This window comes from Gluconobacter sp. ESL1110 (assembly GCF_058107395.1).
In genome coordinates this window covers 149,706-165,514 of record NZ_JBYLUK010000006.1, presented here as the reverse complement: position 1 = coordinate 165,514, position 15,809 = coordinate 149,706, and the positions used below count along the sequence as shown (strand labels likewise).

Here is a 15,809-nt window from a genome sequence, read left to right as displayed (position 1 = left end):
TTCCATCACTTGAAGCGTTATGACACAGAAAAGTTGTAATGAAAAATGGGAGTTTGATCTGTGAAACGTCGCCATTTTCTGCGAACGGCCTCGATAGCCCCTGCATCTCTGGCTGCTGCGCCATGGGGAATGTCTTCTGCTCTTGCTGATTCAAATGAAGACAGGGGAACTGTGCCGCATGGTATTTTCGAAGTTGTTGCAAGATTTGATGGTCCTGGTCCGTCCGGTGTTGTGGTGTTGCCAGAAGGACGCATTTTCGTTGGCTTTCCAAGACATGCAGTGAACCACCAGGGGGCAACGCTTGGAGAGTTGGTGAATGGAAAGGTAGTACCTTATCCCTCGAAAGAAGAAAGCCTTCCCAGTCATCGTTCTGATGCAGAGTGTCTTGTATCCATTCACGGAATGACTTTGGATCGTAATGGACGGATCTGGGCCATTGATGATGGAAAACGAGCTGGTCATCCGATTGGGGCAGGGGCAGCAAAAATTGTCTGCATTGATCCGAAAACCAACACCATTGTGCACAGGATCCTCCTCAAAGCGCCTGTTCTGCTTCCTGACAGCCACATGAATGATCTGCGCGTCTCTCTGTCACATGGGGCGGAGGGAACGGTTTTTGTGACGGACTCCTCATTTGGCACGCAGCCTGCTCTGGTCGTTGTGGATGTCGCAACGGGGCAGGGACGACGGGTTCTGGCCCAGAGCAGGGCTATTCTGCCAGAGCAGGGCTTTCTGGCCATTGTTGAGGGAGAGCCTCGCCAGTATCTGCCTAAAAAGCCACAACTGGTTTCTGGTGGGGTAGATGGGATCGCCCTTACAAAGGACGAGCAGCGGCTTTATTTTGCGCCTCTGACAAGTCGACGTCTTTACAGTCTCCCCGTAGATCTTCTGGCAGATCCCGCGTCAGATGACGCTAAACTCGAAGCGGCTATTCGTGATGAGGGGGAAAAAGGCGTAGCGGATGGCCTAGATTTTGACAGTCATGATCGTCTGTATACCACCAATTATGAACATGACTGTATTCTGCGGCGAGATCCGGATGGATCGTTCAAACTGATGCTTCGTGATCCTCGAATATTGTCGCCGGACGGAATCTTTGCGTCCGAGACGCATGTCTATTGTACGTTTGGGCAATGGAATCGGCTTGCATCTTTCAATGATGGGAAAGACCGGCGGGAGCCCCCTTATCTTCTGGCCCGGTTCCCCATCGAAGAGCCGGAATCCTACAATGCCTTGCCTGATGCGGCTTTGACCAAGGCTGGAACGCCAGGGGACTGAATGAAAAAGCCCCGACCAAGGAATGTTGGTCGGGGCTTTTTAGACTTTTCAGGCTGTCTGCTCTGGGGGAACCTGTGTGTCAGTCGTGTGCTGATCCACCGCTGCCGGAAGAAGCTGGGCCAGAGCCGGAAGGATTGTCGCTGCCGGTAGGCCCGTCTTGGAGACGAGCATCTGGACCTGCTGATCCGTCAGCAGGTTGCGAAGTTCATCCGTGGAAATGGGCAAATTTTCACCGTTCCCAATCCAGGAATGGATCTTCTCTTCAAGTCCAGCACTTTTAGCCTGATTGATAAGCATGTTCAGGCCTTCGCCTTTGAGCATGTCACCAAAGCTGCCACCGAGTTTGTCACCCAACTGGCCACCAAGGGCGCCCATGGCTTGATTGACGATGTTTCCGAAGAAGCCGCTCATAAATGTGTTCCGTACTCTGGTGCGACCAAGTGGCCGCTATGGAAAGATCGCCTGCTGTGTCAGGCCTGCTAGATAATCAGGATGCGCGCTTGTTGCTGAGTTCCTGCGGGACTTCGACGTCGATTTCCAGCATGGAGCATCCGCTGCCACGGTCCAGTTTGATCTGGACCTTGTCCTGATCGACGGCAACATGGCGTGCGATGACTTCCATGATCTCTTTATGAAGCTGCTTCAGGAGGTCGGATTCACCTTCTTCTCCCGCACTGCGTTCATGAGCCAGAAGGATCTGGAGCCGGTCACGCGCAACAGCGCTGCTGGACTGCTGCCGTCGCGTGAAAAGGTTTGCGAGAAAGCTCATGCCGCACCTTTCTTGCCAAACAGCCAGTCGAGAAAGCCGCGCTTCTCAGTCGGCACGGAAACATCAATTTTTTCACCAGCCAGACGGCGAGCGGCTTCAAAATAGGCTCGGGCCGGGAGGCTTTCAGGAGAAGATAGTGTGACAGGGGCGCCGACGTTCGACGCCTTCAGGACATCTTCGCTTTCCGGAACGATGCCAACGAGCGGGATGGACAGGATTTCCAGGACGTCTTCAACGCTCAGCATTTCCTTGCGGGCTGCGCGAGCCGGATCGTAGCGGGTCAGCAGCAGGTGTTTTTCGATCTTCTCGCCGCGCTCTGCTTTCTCCGTTTTGCTGTCCAGAAGGCCGATGATGCGGTCTGAGTCACGGACGGAGCTGACTTCCGGATTGGTTACGATTACTGCGGCATCGGCGTGATACATGGCAAGCTGTGCGCCACGTTCGATACCGGCCGGGCTGTCACAGATGACCCAGTCAAACTTTTCGCGAAGTTCTTCCATGACGCGGGCCACGCCTTCGGATGTCAGGGCATCCTTGTCGCGCGTTTGGGAGGCGGGAAGGATGGAGAGTGTTTCGCAGCGCTTGTCGCGGATCAGGGCCTGTGACAGGCGGGCGTCACCCTGTACGACGTTGATGAGATCGAACACCACGCGGCGTTCTGCGCCCATGACCAGATCAAGGTTTCTGAGACCGACATCGAAATCTACAACGACAACATTTTGCCCGCTCTGTGCGAGTGCTGCGCCGAGGGCAGCAGTTGATGTCGTCTTGCCGACGCCACCCTTGCCTGAGGTGACAACCAGAACCTTGGCCATGAAAACTCCAAAAACTGCGTCTGCGGCCATTTGCCGCGTCCTGCACGAAAATCGCGCCTATTCCCTGTATCCTATGGGATAGTGAAGCCTTCCGGCAACACGGGAATAGGGGCAGTTTCGTGGCATGGGATCACTTTGATAACGGATCAGCCAATTTCTCAGCGCGGAAGTGGGAGGACCCGGACTCTGTCCTCATCGAGAAGTGCCTGCGCGGCCTGTCCGAAAACGGTGGGGTCGATATCTTCCGTAACAGCGTAGAAACCATCCAAGGCCAGTAATTCGGCTTCCATTCGGGAGGCAAAAATTCTGGCATCTGACTTGCCGCCGACCCCCGCGATCGCCCGACCCCGGAGGATGCCGTAAACGTGGATTGATCCGGCCGCCACGATTTCTGCTCCAGACGAGACGGCTCCCAGGATAACGACGTCTCCCTGCATATGCTGGATGCATTGGCCGGAACGGATCGCGCCTTCCAGAACCAGGGTTTGCCCGCCTGATACGGATGACGCTGCGGCTGTGTCTGCTTCTGTTGCCTGCTCCGGGAGGTCAACTTCGCCAGACGGACGACCACCTTCGAAGGACGCTGGCCAGTCCCAGCCGGCAACGGCGGGCCAGGAGCGATCACCGCCCTCAATGCTGATGATACGAACGCCGCGGCTGCGGATGTCGTCAAGGAGGGTGGTCAGACCGGTCGTGTCGGCTGCAAGAAGTCCGAGGTCAAGAATTACCGGCTTCCCGCTGAAAAGGCCGCCGGATCGTACGATCTGCTGGTCGAGGCCAGCCAGCCAGAGGTTCAGTGGCGCTTCTGGCGACAGGACGAGCGCCAGAAAGGAACGGCCACGGGCGCGGATACGCATCGGGGTGGCGGTGGGGGAAGCGGATGCAGTGTCTGACATCGGAAAATTCGTTGGCCCTGTAAGGAAAGCGGTGACGGAGGCTCTTGTGAGCGGGTAGTGGGTGACTTAGAACATGACGTTATGCGTATCCTGCATCACCTTCCACTCTCCCCGCAATGCCGTCTGGTCCGGCTTGTGCTTGGCGAGAAGAGACTGCCCTGTGAACTCGTGATTGAACGGGTCTGGGAGCAGAGTGAGGAATTCCTTGCCCTGAACCCGGCTGGCGAAGTTCCCGTCCTTGTTGAAGAGAATGGTCTGGCCGTTCCCGGAGGACGGGTCATCTGTGAATATCTGGATGAAGCCTATCCGGATACACCCCTGATGGGACGCACGTTGGCAGAACGTGTTGAGGTTCGCCGGTTGATGGACTGGTTTGACACGCGCTTCGCACAGGAAGTCACACGTAATCTGCTTGGTGAGAAAGTGGACAAGCGGTTGTATGGACGTGGTCATCCGGATGGCAATGTGCTGCGGGCTGGTTACGGTAACATGCGCTTTCATCTGGATTATATTGGCTGGCTTGCGGAAACGCGCTCCTGGCTTGCGGGGTCATCCATTTCCATGGCTGATTTTGCCGCCGCTGCGCATCTGTCGGCACTGGATTTTATTGGAGACGTGAACTGGGCCAAGGCGCCTGCTGCCAAGGATTGGTATGCACGGGTTAAATCCCGCCCATGTTTCCGTGGACTTCTAACAGACCGGATGAGTGGCATCACCCCGCCCGGCCATTACGCTAATCTGGATTTCTGAACAGGGATTTGCTCGTGACGTATGATGTGGTGGTCCTTGGGGCTGGCGCGGCTGGCCTCATGGCTGCTGCGAGCGCCGGGCAAAAAGGTGCAAGTGTTCTTGTGCTGGATCATGGCCCCGAGCCGGGTCGCAAGATCCTGATTTCGGGTGGTGGCCGGTGCAATTTCACGCATCTGGAGACCGGGCCGAACTGCTTTATTTCCCAAAACAAACACTTTGCCCGGTCCGCGCTGGCCCGTTACACGCCGCGGGACTTCGTAAAGCTGGTCGATCGTTATCGCATCGCCTGGCACGAGAAATCCAAGGGCCAACTGTTTTGCGATGGGTCTGCCCGTCAGATCGTGGACATGCTGGTTTCCGAATGCCAGGCAGCGGGCTGCGAAGCGCGCATGCAGACGCGGATTGTGGACGTTCGCTCTGATGGGAATGGCTTTGTGGTGCAGACAGATGCAGGGGATGTTCAGGCGCGATCTGTCATTCTGGCGACGGGTGGACTGTCTATTCCCAAGCTGGGAGCCTCTGATCTTTCTCTGCGGATTGCAAAGTCGTTCGGTCTGAAGATCGTGCCGACGGCACCGGCACTTGTTCCTCTGGTGCTGGCGGATGCTGATCCGTCTTTGGCTGGGGTATCTCTGAATGTGGTCGCCACGACGGGCAAGAAGGGACCGCGTTTTGAAGATGGTATGGTCTTCACGCATCGTGGCGTCTCTGGCCCCGCGATCCTTCAGATCTCGTCTTATCTGGAAGCCGGAAAGTCGGCTCAGATCGATTTGCTGCCGGGAAAAGATGCTTTGAAGATGCTGCTTGAAATCAAGCAGGCGCGTCCAAAGGCTCTACCTCCCAGCCTGCTGGATGCGCTTCCCTCTCGCCTTGCCAAAGAGCTTGTTGTCGATCTCGGGGATACAATGCTGGCTAATCAGCCGGACAAGAAACTTCGTGCATTGGCGGATCGTCTGTCCCGTTGGGAGATCTCTCCTTCTGGCACCGAAGGATATGCCAAGGCGGAAGTCATGCGAGGGGGGATCGATACCAGCGGTCTTTCGTCACAGACGATGGAAGCGCGGGATGTGCCGGGGCTTTATGTGATTGGCGAAGCTGTGGATGTGACGGGCTGGCTCGGCGGTCATAATTTCCAGTGGGCCTGGTCCAGTGGCGTTGCAGCAGGGCAGGCGGCTGCTGAGCGCAAATAAGCTGGAACAATTATGCCACAGGATTGCCATGCCGGCGTAGGATGCCCGCAACTGACGCAGTGGAAATCCGTTTTCCGCTCATTCATGTTGTCTTGAGAGGGTCATACCGATGTCTCGTTCCATTCGCCGTTCTGCACTCCGTGTTGCCGCGGGACTTTCTTTTCTTGGGCTTGGCGCTTGTGTAGGAACGGCCGCTTCAGGGCCTGTGAACCCGTCTGCTCCGGTTGCCGGCTATGGATACACCTGTAAGGCTGGGATCTACACCTGCAAGATGCCAACTCAGGTCCCTCTGGGCACATCCTGTTCCTGCCCAGGCCTGGGTGCAGCCAGCTACGGTAATGTGCACCAGCCATAATCCCTGACATTGGCCCTTTGGGCTGAAGGGGATAGAACCGCGCCATGCAGGATGGGATTTCCGGTGTGGCGCAGTTTGTTCCATGGATTATTGCCGCAGTTTCGTTAGCCGTCGCGGCTCTTGCGATCATGCGGGGCGGGAGCGGAGATGTTGCGCGTCTTCTGGATCGCGAAGCGGACGAACGGGCACGGGATGCCGAGTATCAGCGCGCTCATCTGGCAGATGTCGAGCGTGCTCTTTCCGGTCGGATGGACCAGCTTCGACTGGAAACAAATGATCGTCTGGGGGATCTGACCCGGAGGGTTGGGCAGGATCAGGCTGAAGGGCGTGTCCTGCTGTCTGAAGCGCTACGAGAAATGGCGCAGAGCCAGAATGTACAGATTGAGCGCATTCGTGTTGCCGTTAACGAACAGCTTCATGGTGCTGTCGAAAAACAGATGCAGACCAGCTTTCAGCGTGTGGTTGAGCAATTCAGCGCCATGCAGAAAGCCTTGGGTGAGGTGACCAACGTCACGGCGCAAATTGGTGATCTCAAGCGTCTGTTCTCCAACGTGAAGACGCGTGGTGGCTGGGGTGAGGCTCAGTGTCGTGCCATTTTGGATGATGTTCTGCCGGAAGGGAGTTACGACACGAATTTCCGTCTGGGAGAGGGTGGAGAGTCTGTAGAATTCGCTATCAGGATGCCGGTGAAGGGCCATGTTGCGCCTCGTCTGGCTATCGACAGCAAGTTCCCGACTGAAGCTTATGAGCGTCTGTTGAATGCAACTGAGCTTTCGGACGTGAGTGCTGAGAAGGCGGCTCGGAAGGAACTTGAGGTCACGATAAAGTCTGAGGCTCGCAAGATTGCTTCCAAATATATTTGTCCGCCGATCACGGTTGAATTCGCGGTGCTCTATTTGCCGACTGATGGCCTCTATACGGAAATCGCCCGGATGCCTGGCGTCATTGATGAAATCGGGCGTTTGTATCGCGTGATCGTCATGGGGCCGTCGTTGCTTCCCGCCATGCTTCGGACGGTTCATCTCGGTTATGTGACACTCGCGCTTGAGGAGCGGACGGAAGCGATTGCCAGTCTGCTTGGAGCGACGCGCCAGGAGATGCTGCGGATGGACCAGGTGCTGGACAGATTGCAGCGGAATGCCGGGACAATGGGGAATACGATTGAGGAAGCGCGTCGTCGGACACGCGTTCTTGGACGTCGCCTGAGGGCGCTGGATGGGGTGGAAAATCTCGAAGATGCGCAGGATGATCTTGAATTTCCGGAAGTTTAAGACTGATTTTAATGGGATGACATCTGATATTCCCCCATGTGACAGTCATGAGCATGATGCCCGTATCTGAACACGAGGCGGCCTCCCGCCCGATCGAGTCTGCCATTCGTCTGCTTCTGATTGAGGACGATGACAGTATCGCCATGGAAGTGGCTGAGGAACTGACGTCCCGCGGTTACGCCGTGACGCGCGTCGATAACGGTCTGCGTGGTCTTGAAGAGGCTCAGTCTGGCCGATACGACCTGATGATCGTGGACCGGATGCTGCCGGAGCTTGACGGGCTGAGCGTCATCGAGTTGTTGCGTCGTCAGAAAATCATGCTGCCGGTTCTGGTTCTGTCGGCGTTGTCAGCGGTGGATGACCGGGTCAATGGCCTGAAGGCTGGGGGGGATGACTATCTTACCAAGCCTTTCGCCATGGAAGAACTGGCTGCCCGTCTTGAAGCTCTGCTCCGACGGCCGACCGACAGCCGGGAGACGGTTCTGCGGGTTGGCCCGCTGGAGATGGATCTCATTGAACGGAAGGTGTTCCGGAACGGGCGTGAGATCGAGTTGCTTCCGCGTGAGTTCCGTCTTCTGGAATATATGATGCGCCGACCGGGAACGGTTCTGACGCGCACCATGTTGCTGGAAGACGTCTGGAATTACCGCTTTGTTCCACAGACCAATCTGGTGGACGTGCATATTGGTAAGCTTCGCCGAAAGATTGATGTCGCAGGAGAACCTGCGTTGATCCAGAGCATTCGTGGCGCAGGGTTCAGTCTGCGTGTATCGGACTGACATTTTCCGGACGGCCACGTTCCGCCTGACGCTGGCGTTCGTGGTGGCAATGATCGGCGGTATTCTGCTTCAGTTCGGGCTCGTTTATGCCCAGATGAACGGGTACGAGAGTGCGCGTTCCAGTGATCTGCTTCGGCGTGAGGCGGCGCTTCTGGTTCAGGAAACACCTGAGCGACTTGAAGATGAAGTTCGCGAGCGGAGCAAGACAGATCTGCGCGTCATCCTCAATGGTGCCAGTCTGTTCGATCTGAACCATAACCGGATTGTTGGAGACATCCGTCACTGGCCGGAAGGGCTGGAAGTTTCTGATAGGACGCGGCGGCTCACGGTCGCTCCTCCGGGCGATACGCCTTACGAGATGCGCTATCTTGCCATCGAGGTGCCTGGACCGGATGGAAGCAGCGGGGATCGTATTCTTGTTCTGGCCCGCTCGATGCATATGGCGGATGAACTACGGTATATCATCAAGCGTGCAGCCCTGATTTCGGTTATTCCGATGGTGCTGTTTGCGTTGCTGGCCGGTCTGTTTCTCAGCCATCGTGCCTTGGGGCGCGTCAAGGAGATGCGGCAGGCAATCGAGCGTATCATGGCGGGTGATTTGCATGAGCGTTTGCCTGCCGGGCGGGAGTGGGATGACATCGAGCGTCTGGCGGGTGCGGTGAATCGGATGCTGGATCGCCTGGAGCATCTTCTGGATGAAATCCGGGATGTGGGGAATGATATCGCCCACGATCTGCGAACCCCTTTGGCTCGTGTGCGGGCGCGTCTTGAGCGGGCGCTGTCGTCTCAGGATGATCCGGAACATCTCAAATCCATCATTCTCCGGGCTACGCAGGATCTGGATCAGTGTTTCTCTGTCATCACTGCGCTGTTGCGCATTGGTGAGATCGAGAATGGTCGTCGTCGAGCGGGCTTTACGATGATGGATCTGTCTGAGTTGGCTGCAGGTATTGTTGATCTTTATGAGCCTATTGCCGAGACGCAGGGACTGGCTCTCACGGTTCGCGGCATCGACAGACCGATTCCTCTGTATGGTGATACGGATCTGTTGAACGAAGTTCTTGCCAATCTGGTGGATAATGCCATCAAGTTTACGCCGCCCGGCGGCGAGGTTGGCCTGATCGCTGGCAGCGATGATGCAGGATGTGCCTGGCTGAAAGTGTATGACACAGGCATCGGTATTGCGGAGGATGAGCGAGGCGCCGTTCTGGGGCGTTTTTACCGGTCTGACAAAAGTCGTCATATTCCCGGAAGTGGTCTTGGTCTGAGTCTGGTTTCTGCCATTGTGGATTTGCACGGAGCATCTTTGAAAATCAGCGCTTATCGCCCGAACAGAGAGATGGCAGGATCAGTATTCACAATCCATTTCTCCGCCAGGAATGGCGTGGATCAGTCCATCAATATTACATGACATTTCTGTTTCAGGGCTGAATCCGGGCGTTCTTAAACTCAATTTTGCTTGTCGCACCACATATGTCCGGTATGACTTGTCTCAATTTGAAGGGGACGCCCGTTGAGACTGACCAAGACTGACGTAGCCGTGCAACTCCTGTCATTCAGGAACAGGAGCGCCGTAGACGTATGAATGCCATCGTCGTAACTGCCCTTAAAAGGCCTTACACGTTCGTAGTTCTGTCGATCATGATCCTGATTTTCGGGATCAAGGCGATCGTTTCGACGCCGACGGACGTTTTTCCTTCCATTAAAATTCCAATTGTTGCGATTGTCTGGTCCTATACCGGGCTTATGCCGGAAGATATGTCCGGTCGTGTCGTTTATTATTATGAGCGCTCCCTCACGGCGACGGTCAGTAATATCGAGCACATTGAAAGTTCGTCTTATTACGGGCGAGGTATTGTAAAGGTCTTCTTTCAGCCTGGGACGGATACCGCTGTTGCCCAGACGCAGATTACCTCTGTGTCTCAGACTGTTATCAAACAGATGCCAACGGGTGCGACGCCTCCGCTGATTATTGCGCTGGATGCATCGTCTGTCCCGGTTCTGACTCTGCAGGTGAATAATCCCACCATGTCCGGGTCGGAAATCTACAACATGGCGTCCAACCTGATCCGGCCTGCGCTGGTGCCGGTTGCGGGGGCGGCAATTCCAAATCCGTATGGCGGTCTTGCTCCGGACATCATGGTGGACATTGATCCCATCAAGCTTCTGGCGCATCGGCTGTCTCCCGAAGACGTGGCAAACGCTTTGAACCGGCAAAACATCGTCCTGCCTGCTGGTGACCAGAAGGTTGGTGCGATTGACTGGATGGTAAAGACCAATTCCACGCCGCTGGACCTGTCAGTCTTCAACAAGATGCCGATCAAGCAGGTTGGTAATTCGGTCATCTATCTACGGGATGTTGCCTGGGTACACAGGGGCGGGCCGCCGCAGATTAATGCGGTGCTGGTGAAAGGCCAGCAGGCCGTTCTTATTGTGATCCTCAAGAGCGGGGATGCGTCTACGCTTTCTGTTGTGGCAGGCGTGAAAGCCCTTCTTCCTCAGATCAAGGCAACGCTTCCAGCTGGAACGACCCTGAACGTACTGACGGACGCGTCAGGTTTCGTGAAGGAATCCGTGTTTGATGTGGTCCGTGAAATGATCACGGCTGCGATCCTGACGAGTTTGACGGTTCTGCTTTTTCTGGGATCCTGGCGGTCTACGGTGATCGTCGCGACCTCCATTCCATTGGCGATGTTGTCATCCATGATAGGCCTGAGCATCGCCGGGCAGTCGATCAATGTCATGACACTGGGTGGTCTGGCTCTTGCCGTTGGTATTCTTGTGGATGACGCGACGGTCATGATCGAGAATATTGATGCTCACCTTGAAATGGGGAAAGAGCTTGAGGATGCGATTATTGACGCATCCAACCAGATTGTTGTGCCAACCTTCGTTTCGACCACTTGTATCTGTATCGTCTGGCTGCCGTTGTTCGAACTGACGGGTGTCTCGGGGTGGTTGTTCATGCCTATGGCTGAAGCCATCATCTTTGCGATGGTTGCGTCGTTTATTCTGTCGCGGACGCTGGTGCCGACGATGGCGAACTGGCTGCTTCCGGCTCAGGTCCAGATGCATCGTGATCCGGAATGGCATCATCGCAAGCCCGGCATTTTCGGACGTTTCCAGCGGGGTTTCGAAAAGCGGTTCAGCAGCTTCAGGGAGCATTACAAAGGCGTTCTGTCTGGGCTGATCGCCATTCGCGGGCGGTTCGTAACAATGTTCCTGTTGGCTGCTGTGGCCTCCATGGCGTTGCTGCTGTTCGTCGGGCAGGACTTCTTCCCGGAGATCAAATCCGGAACGATCCAGATGCATATGCGGGCGCCCGTCGGAACCCGTATTGAAGAGACGGGTAAGATTGCCGGCCTAGCTGAGAAGCGACTTCGCAAGATTCTGCCGGGTCAGGTCGAGAATGTGGTGAACAACTGTGGTCTGCCGTTCAGTCAGTTGAACCAGGCCATGGTCCCGTCTCCGACGACGGGAGCACAGGACTGTGACATCACCATCCAGCTGAAGAATGATGAAAGCCCGATTCCGGAATATCGTCAGAAAATTCGCAAGGGTCTGACCGATGCTTTCCCTGGAACGATCTTCACATTCCAGCCGGGTGACATGACGGCGAAGATTTTGAATTTTGGTTTGCCGTCCCCGATCGACGTACAGATTTCCGGACGTGATCTTCAGGCGAACTTTGCTTTTGCAACGCGTCTGGCCAAGACAATGCGTCATATTCCCGGCATTACGGATGTATCGATACAGCAGCCGATGACGCAGCCGACGCTGATGGTGAACAACCGTCGAAGCTTTGCGCTTGGTACAGGCATCACACAGCGGGATGTGGCGCTGAACTCGCTTGTGACGCTGTCGGGCAGTGCCCAGGTTGGTCAGACTTACTATCTGAATGCGCAGGGAACCTCACAGCTTATCGATGTGCAGACTCCGGCGAACTATCTTCAGACGATGAACGATCTCGAAATCGTTCCCATTGACAAGGGCGATGGCAATCCGACGAACCAGACGCCTCAGCTTCTGGGGGCTCTGACTGAGCTTCAGCAGACCGGAACACCAGCAGAGGTCTCGCATTACAACATCATGCCTGTGTTCGATATCTATGCTGCCCCGGAAGGTACAGATCTCGGTACCCTGTCCCGCACTGTAAAAAGTGTGGTGGAAAGTGAGCGCAAGAATCTGCCGCATGGCTCGACACTTGTCGTGCGCGGGCAGGCGGTAACGATGAACGATGCCTATGTGCAGTTGATTGGTGGTCTCGCGCTGTCCATTGCGCTGGTTTACCTGATTATCGTTGTAAACTTTCAGTCCTGGCTTGATCCGTTTGTCATCATCACGGCGCTTCCGGGTGCTTTGGGTGGTATTTCCTGGAGCCTGTTCCTGACACATACTGCCTTGTCGGTGCCGGCGTTGACGGGTGCCATCATGTGTATGGGCACAGCGACAGCGAATGCCATTCTGGTAGTCTCATTCGCCCGTGAACGTCTGGACCATCATGGAGATGTTCTGCTGGCCTCGCTTGAGGCCGGGTATGAACGTATCCGACCGGTTCTGATGACGGCGCTTGCCATGATGATCGGCATGATTCCGATGTCGATCAGTAATTCTTCCAACGCCCCTCTGGGCAAAGCTGTTATTGGCGGCCTGTTGGTAGCAACCATTGCTACTCTGCTGTTCGTGCCCTGTGTTTTTGCCCTGATCCATTACAAGCGGCCTGCTGGGCCAGAAGGAGACCGCGCGTGAACCATTCTTCTGAACAGGGCCAGATGATGCCTCAGGGGCAAGAACCGAAGAGTGGCAGCGCTCTGCGTAACAGGTTGATCCTGCTTGGTGTCGTTCTCGTGGCCATTATTCTGGCGGCGTGGGGGATCATTGAGCGCGGTGTGCACTATCACTCATTGTCTGGCGTTACCGAGGAAGCGGCCATTCCACCGGTAACGCTGATTTCTCCGCAGGATGGTCCAAAGACACGACAGGTCGATCTGCCAGCCAATCTTGCGGCCTGGTATGAAGCGCCGATCTACGCACAGGTCTCTGGCTATGTGAAAATGTGGTACAAGGACTATGGCGCGCATGTGAAGCGTGGCGATGTTCTTGCCGAGATCAGCACGCCAAGCATTGATGCCCAGTTTCAAGCGGCCAAAGCTCATTACAATGTTATTCTTGCCCGCTATAACCTTGCAGTCATTACGACGCAGCGGTGGACGGCCTTGAAGGGGACGCAGGCGGTTTCCCGACAGGAAGTGGATGTTCAGGCTGCCAACGCTGCGGCGCAGAAAGCCGAGCTTGAAGCTGCTGAACATGAGGTCGAGCGTTTTCAGGCGCTGGAAGACTTCAAGAAGATCGTTGCGCCGTTTGATGGCATCGTGACCTCTCGCCTGGTCAACGTCGGTGACTATGTTAATGCGGGCGGCGGCAACGTAAATTCACGTGGTTCAGCATCCGAACTATTTTCGGTGGCGGACGTACATCGGATGCGTGTGTTCGTGTCGGTGCCACAGGACTTTGCAAGCGTAATTTCCCCAAAAATCACGGCTGATCTGTCTGTCCCGCAGTATCCTGGCCGTCGTTTCAAGGCGACTTTCCTTGCCACGGCCAACGCGTTCAATGCGGCGACCCGTACAGTGACGACAGAGTTGACGATTGGGAACGAAGATAATCTGCTGTGGCCGAACTCCTATGCAACAGCCCATATTTCCGCGCCTGGTAATCCGGATATTCTGATTCTGCCGGAGGGTGCGATTATTTTCCGTGCGCAGGGTATGCAGGTTGCCAAGGTTATTAACGGACATGTGCATCTGGTGAATGTGACGGTGGGAATCAACTTCGGCACGACGGTTCAGATCCTGAGTGGTGTGACGAAGGATGACCAGCTTATTGCCAACCCGACGGCTGATCTGCTGGAAGGGGATGAGGTTCGCGTTGTTCCGACGACGCCGGGCTACAATGTTCCGACCGAGGCCCAGCAGGAAGAGGATCAGAAATCAGTGCGTTCGCATGATGCCAATCCGGATGAGGCTGGATCCCGTTAATGAGACTGACCGATCTGAAGCGCGGATATTTTACGCGGCCACGCCGTCATGTCGTGACGGCTTTGGCGGGTGTCCTGTCCATTGGGCTGGCGTCCTGTAATCTGGCTCCCGACTACCATCCTCAGAAGTTCCTTTATCCGGAAGGATGGGAAGGAAAGGGGGTTATGGCCAATGCCCATCCTGCGGATGACATGATCCGCAGTGATTGGTGGACCATGTTCCATGATCCCATTCTGAACGACATGGAAACCAAGATGCTGCAGGTCAATCCAGATCTGCAGGTTGCGGCAGAAGCGTTCACACAGGCGCGTGACGTGGCGAGGGAGGCGGAAAGCAAGCTCTACCCTCAACTCACTGGCTCTGCACATATGAGCTACAACAAAGGCTCTCTTGGGCGGCTCTTCAATAACCCGAACAGAAGTACGTCGCTCGTTTATGAGTCCAATCAGGCCTATAGCGGTGCTGCGACGTGGGAGCCGGATTTCTGGGATTCTATCCGGAACTCCACACGGATGGAAAAAAATCTCGCTCAGGCGACAGCCGCTGATTACGCGCTGGCCAAGCTGAGTCTCGAGGCTGAACTTGCCAGTGACTATATCGCGTTGCGGGGGTTGGATGCCCAGAATGCGGTCTACGAAGACTCGATCCATTACTTCCGGGCTGCTGTAGAAATCACGGAGTTGCGTCAGGCTGGAGCTATTGGTGCTGGACTGGATGTGTCCCGTTCAGAAAACCAGCTTTATTCAGCCATGGCGGCCCAGAGCAATCTGTTGGCAGAGCGTAGGGTTATGGAGAACGCGATTGCCGTTCTGCTGAATACCGCTCCGGCAGGCTTCCACATTGCGCCGGTTCGCGATGTAAAGATGCATTTTGGTGTGGTGAAGGTGAACCCGGGTCTGCCGTCGTCTCTCTTGGAGCGTCGGCCTGATATTGCTGCTGCCGAGCGGAGAATGGCAGCAGCGTCTCGTGCTATCGGTGTTTCTCGTGCGGCGTTCTATCCTCGCATTACGCTGAGTGCGGATGGCGGCTTTGAGGATGGCGGCTTCGATCTCGCCAGTATTTCGCGTGCTTTCTGGAAAATTGCTGTGCAGGCTGTAGAGCCTGCCTTCACTGGTGGTCTGCGCCGTGCAGCATTGCAGCGGTCCTGGTCTCAGTATCGACAGACTGTGGATGAGTATCGTGGGATTGTGCTGTCTGCATTCCAAGACGTGGAAAATGGCCTGACGCAGAGTGGTCAGTACAAGATTGCGCAGGATCAGCAGCAGCGTGCCGTGGAAGCTGCCCTTCGGACGCAGAGTATGACGATGGCCCTCTACACTGGCGGTCTGTCAAACTATCTCGATGCACTTGTAGCTCAGCAGGATGCCTTGCAAGCTCGTCTTGCTTTGGTCCAGACGCAAACGTCCCAAATCCAGGCAACAGTGCGTCTGGTGCGGGCTCTGGGCGGTGGCTGGGATTCCAGTGAACTGCCGGGTGTAAAGCAGATCGATCCGTTTGGTGCGTTCCAATACGAAGGACTGCATAAGCCTCAGCCTGTCGCGGGGATAGACAGCCATGAATCCGCAGTGGACAATGATCTGCGCGGCGATCATGCGGATAAAAGCTTGACGCATTAGGTGAAAGCGGTCTAGGGGACCGCCTCACTTCGAACGCGGGAGGAGGCGGGTC

The 15,809-nt window shown here is 55.7% G+C and carries 13 protein-coding genes; 9 read left to right on the top strand and 4 right to left on the bottom strand.

What is annotated here, in order from left to right:
* Positions 1 to 60: 60 nt before the first annotated feature.
* A complete protein-coding gene (locus AC3B6F_RS03600) occupies positions 61 to 1,278 on the top strand; it encodes an SMP-30/gluconolactonase/LRE family protein (RefSeq protein ID WP_489823397.1) in 1,218 nt (405 codons plus the stop codon).
* Between the two features lie 48 nt (positions 1,279 to 1,326).
* Here the strand turns inward: AC3B6F_RS03600 and AC3B6F_RS03595 are convergent, their stop codons facing one another.
* From AC3B6F_RS03595 to minC, 4 genes are all read right to left on the bottom strand, one after another.
* On the bottom strand, positions 1,327 to 1,689 hold the full coding sequence (locus AC3B6F_RS03595) for a YidB family protein (protein WP_023943159.1): 363 nt from the start codon (positions 1,687 to 1,689) through the stop codon (positions 1,327 to 1,329).
* Positions 1,690 to 1,765: 76 nt separating this feature from the next.
* Entirely contained in the window at positions 1,766 to 2,047 is a 282-nt protein-coding gene (gene minE, locus AC3B6F_RS03590) for a cell division topological specificity factor MinE (protein WP_010502196.1), read from the bottom strand.
* On the bottom strand, positions 2,044 to 2,862 hold the full coding sequence (gene minD, locus AC3B6F_RS03585) for a septum site-determining protein MinD (RefSeq protein ID WP_010502195.1): 819 nt from the start codon (positions 2,860 to 2,862) through the stop codon (positions 2,044 to 2,046). The genes minE and minD overlap by 4 nt, the downstream gene beginning before the upstream one ends.
* Positions 2,863 to 3,020: 158 nt before the next feature.
* Entirely contained in the window at positions 3,021 to 3,758 is a 738-nt protein-coding gene (gene minC / locus AC3B6F_RS03580) for a septum site-determining protein MinC (protein WP_426066358.1), read from the bottom strand.
* Between the two features lie 81 nt (positions 3,759 to 3,839).
* On the opposite strand from minC, the gene fzlA reads away from it, so the two are divergent.
* From fzlA to AC3B6F_RS03540, 8 genes are all read left to right on the top strand, one after another.
* On the top strand, positions 3,840 to 4,508 hold the full coding sequence (gene fzlA, locus AC3B6F_RS03575; RefSeq protein WP_023943153.1) for an FtsZ-binding protein FzlA: 669 nt from the start codon (positions 3,840 to 3,842) through the stop codon (positions 4,506 to 4,508).
* Positions 4,509 to 4,522: 14 nt separating this feature from the next.
* A complete protein-coding gene (locus tag AC3B6F_RS03570) occupies positions 4,523 to 5,698 on the top strand; it encodes a BaiN/RdsA family NAD(P)/FAD-dependent oxidoreductase (protein WP_489823396.1) in 1,176 nt (391 codons plus the stop codon).
* Between the two features lie 399 nt (positions 5,699 to 6,097).
* A complete protein-coding gene (locus AC3B6F_RS03565) occupies positions 6,098 to 7,324 on the top strand; it encodes a DNA recombination protein RmuC (protein ID WP_489823395.1) in 1,227 nt (408 codons plus the stop codon).
* Positions 7,325 to 7,371: 47 nt separating this feature from the next.
* Entirely contained in the window at positions 7,372 to 8,103 is a 732-nt protein-coding gene (locus AC3B6F_RS03560; RefSeq protein ID WP_026017459.1) for a response regulator transcription factor, read from the top strand.
* Complete coding sequence (locus tag AC3B6F_RS03555) at positions 8,090 to 9,514, top strand: sensor histidine kinase (RefSeq protein ID WP_062017901.1); 1,425 nt, start codon at positions 8,090 to 8,092, stop codon at positions 9,512 to 9,514. The genes AC3B6F_RS03560 and AC3B6F_RS03555 overlap by 14 nt, the downstream gene beginning before the upstream one ends.
* A gap of 170 nt (positions 9,515 to 9,684) precedes the next feature.
* Positions 9,685 to 12,852, top strand: a complete 3,168-nt coding sequence (locus tag AC3B6F_RS03550) for an efflux RND transporter permease subunit (protein ID WP_489823394.1) — start codon at positions 9,685 to 9,687, stop codon at positions 12,850 to 12,852.
* A gap of 23 nt (positions 12,853 to 12,875) precedes the next feature.
* The gene (locus AC3B6F_RS03545) at positions 12,876 to 14,141 is read left to right on the top strand and encodes an efflux RND transporter periplasmic adaptor subunit (RefSeq protein WP_489823466.1); all 1,266 of its coding nucleotides are present in this window, start codon (positions 12,876 to 12,878) and stop codon (positions 14,139 to 14,141) included.
* The gene (locus AC3B6F_RS03540) at positions 14,141 to 15,757 is read left to right on the top strand and encodes an efflux transporter outer membrane subunit (RefSeq protein ID WP_489823393.1); all 1,617 of its coding nucleotides are present in this window, start codon (positions 14,141 to 14,143) and stop codon (positions 15,755 to 15,757) included. The genes AC3B6F_RS03545 and AC3B6F_RS03540 overlap by 1 nt, the downstream gene beginning before the upstream one ends.
* Positions 15,758 to 15,809 lie beyond the last annotated feature (52 nt).

Excerpts from the sequence above, each read along its gene's own strand:
- AC3B6F_RS03595 (WP_023943159.1), bottom strand. The coding sequence starts at position 1,689 with ATGAGCGGCTTCTTCGGAAACATCGTCAATCAAGCCATGGGCGCCCTT.
- minE (WP_010502196.1), bottom strand. The coding sequence starts at position 2,047 with ATGAGCTTTCTCGCAAACCTTTTCACGCGACGGCAGCAGTCCAGCAGC.
- minD (WP_010502195.1), bottom strand. The coding sequence starts at position 2,862 with ATGGCCAAGGTTCTGGTTGTCACCTCAGGCAAGGGTGGCGTCGGCAAG.
- minC (WP_426066358.1), bottom strand. The coding sequence starts at position 3,758 with ATGTCAGACACTGCATCCGCTTCCCCCACCGCCACCCCGATGCGTATC.
- fzlA (WP_023943153.1), top strand. The coding sequence starts at position 3,840 with ATGCGTATCCTGCATCACCTTCCACTCTCCCCGCAATGCCGTCTGGTC.
- AC3B6F_RS03565 (WP_489823395.1), top strand. The coding sequence starts at position 6,098 with ATGCAGGATGGGATTTCCGGTGTGGCGCAGTTTGTTCCATGGATTATT.
- AC3B6F_RS03560 (WP_026017459.1), top strand. The coding sequence starts at position 7,372 with ATGAGCATGATGCCCGTATCTGAACACGAGGCGGCCTCCCGCCCGATC.
- AC3B6F_RS03550 (WP_489823394.1), top strand. The coding sequence starts at position 9,685 with ATGAATGCCATCGTCGTAACTGCCCTTAAAAGGCCTTACACGTTCGTA.
- AC3B6F_RS03545 (WP_489823466.1), top strand. The coding sequence starts at position 12,876 with ATGATGCCTCAGGGGCAAGAACCGAAGAGTGGCAGCGCTCTGCGTAAC.
- AC3B6F_RS03540 (WP_489823393.1), top strand. The coding sequence starts at position 14,141 with ATGAGACTGACCGATCTGAAGCGCGGATATTTTACGCGGCCACGCCGT.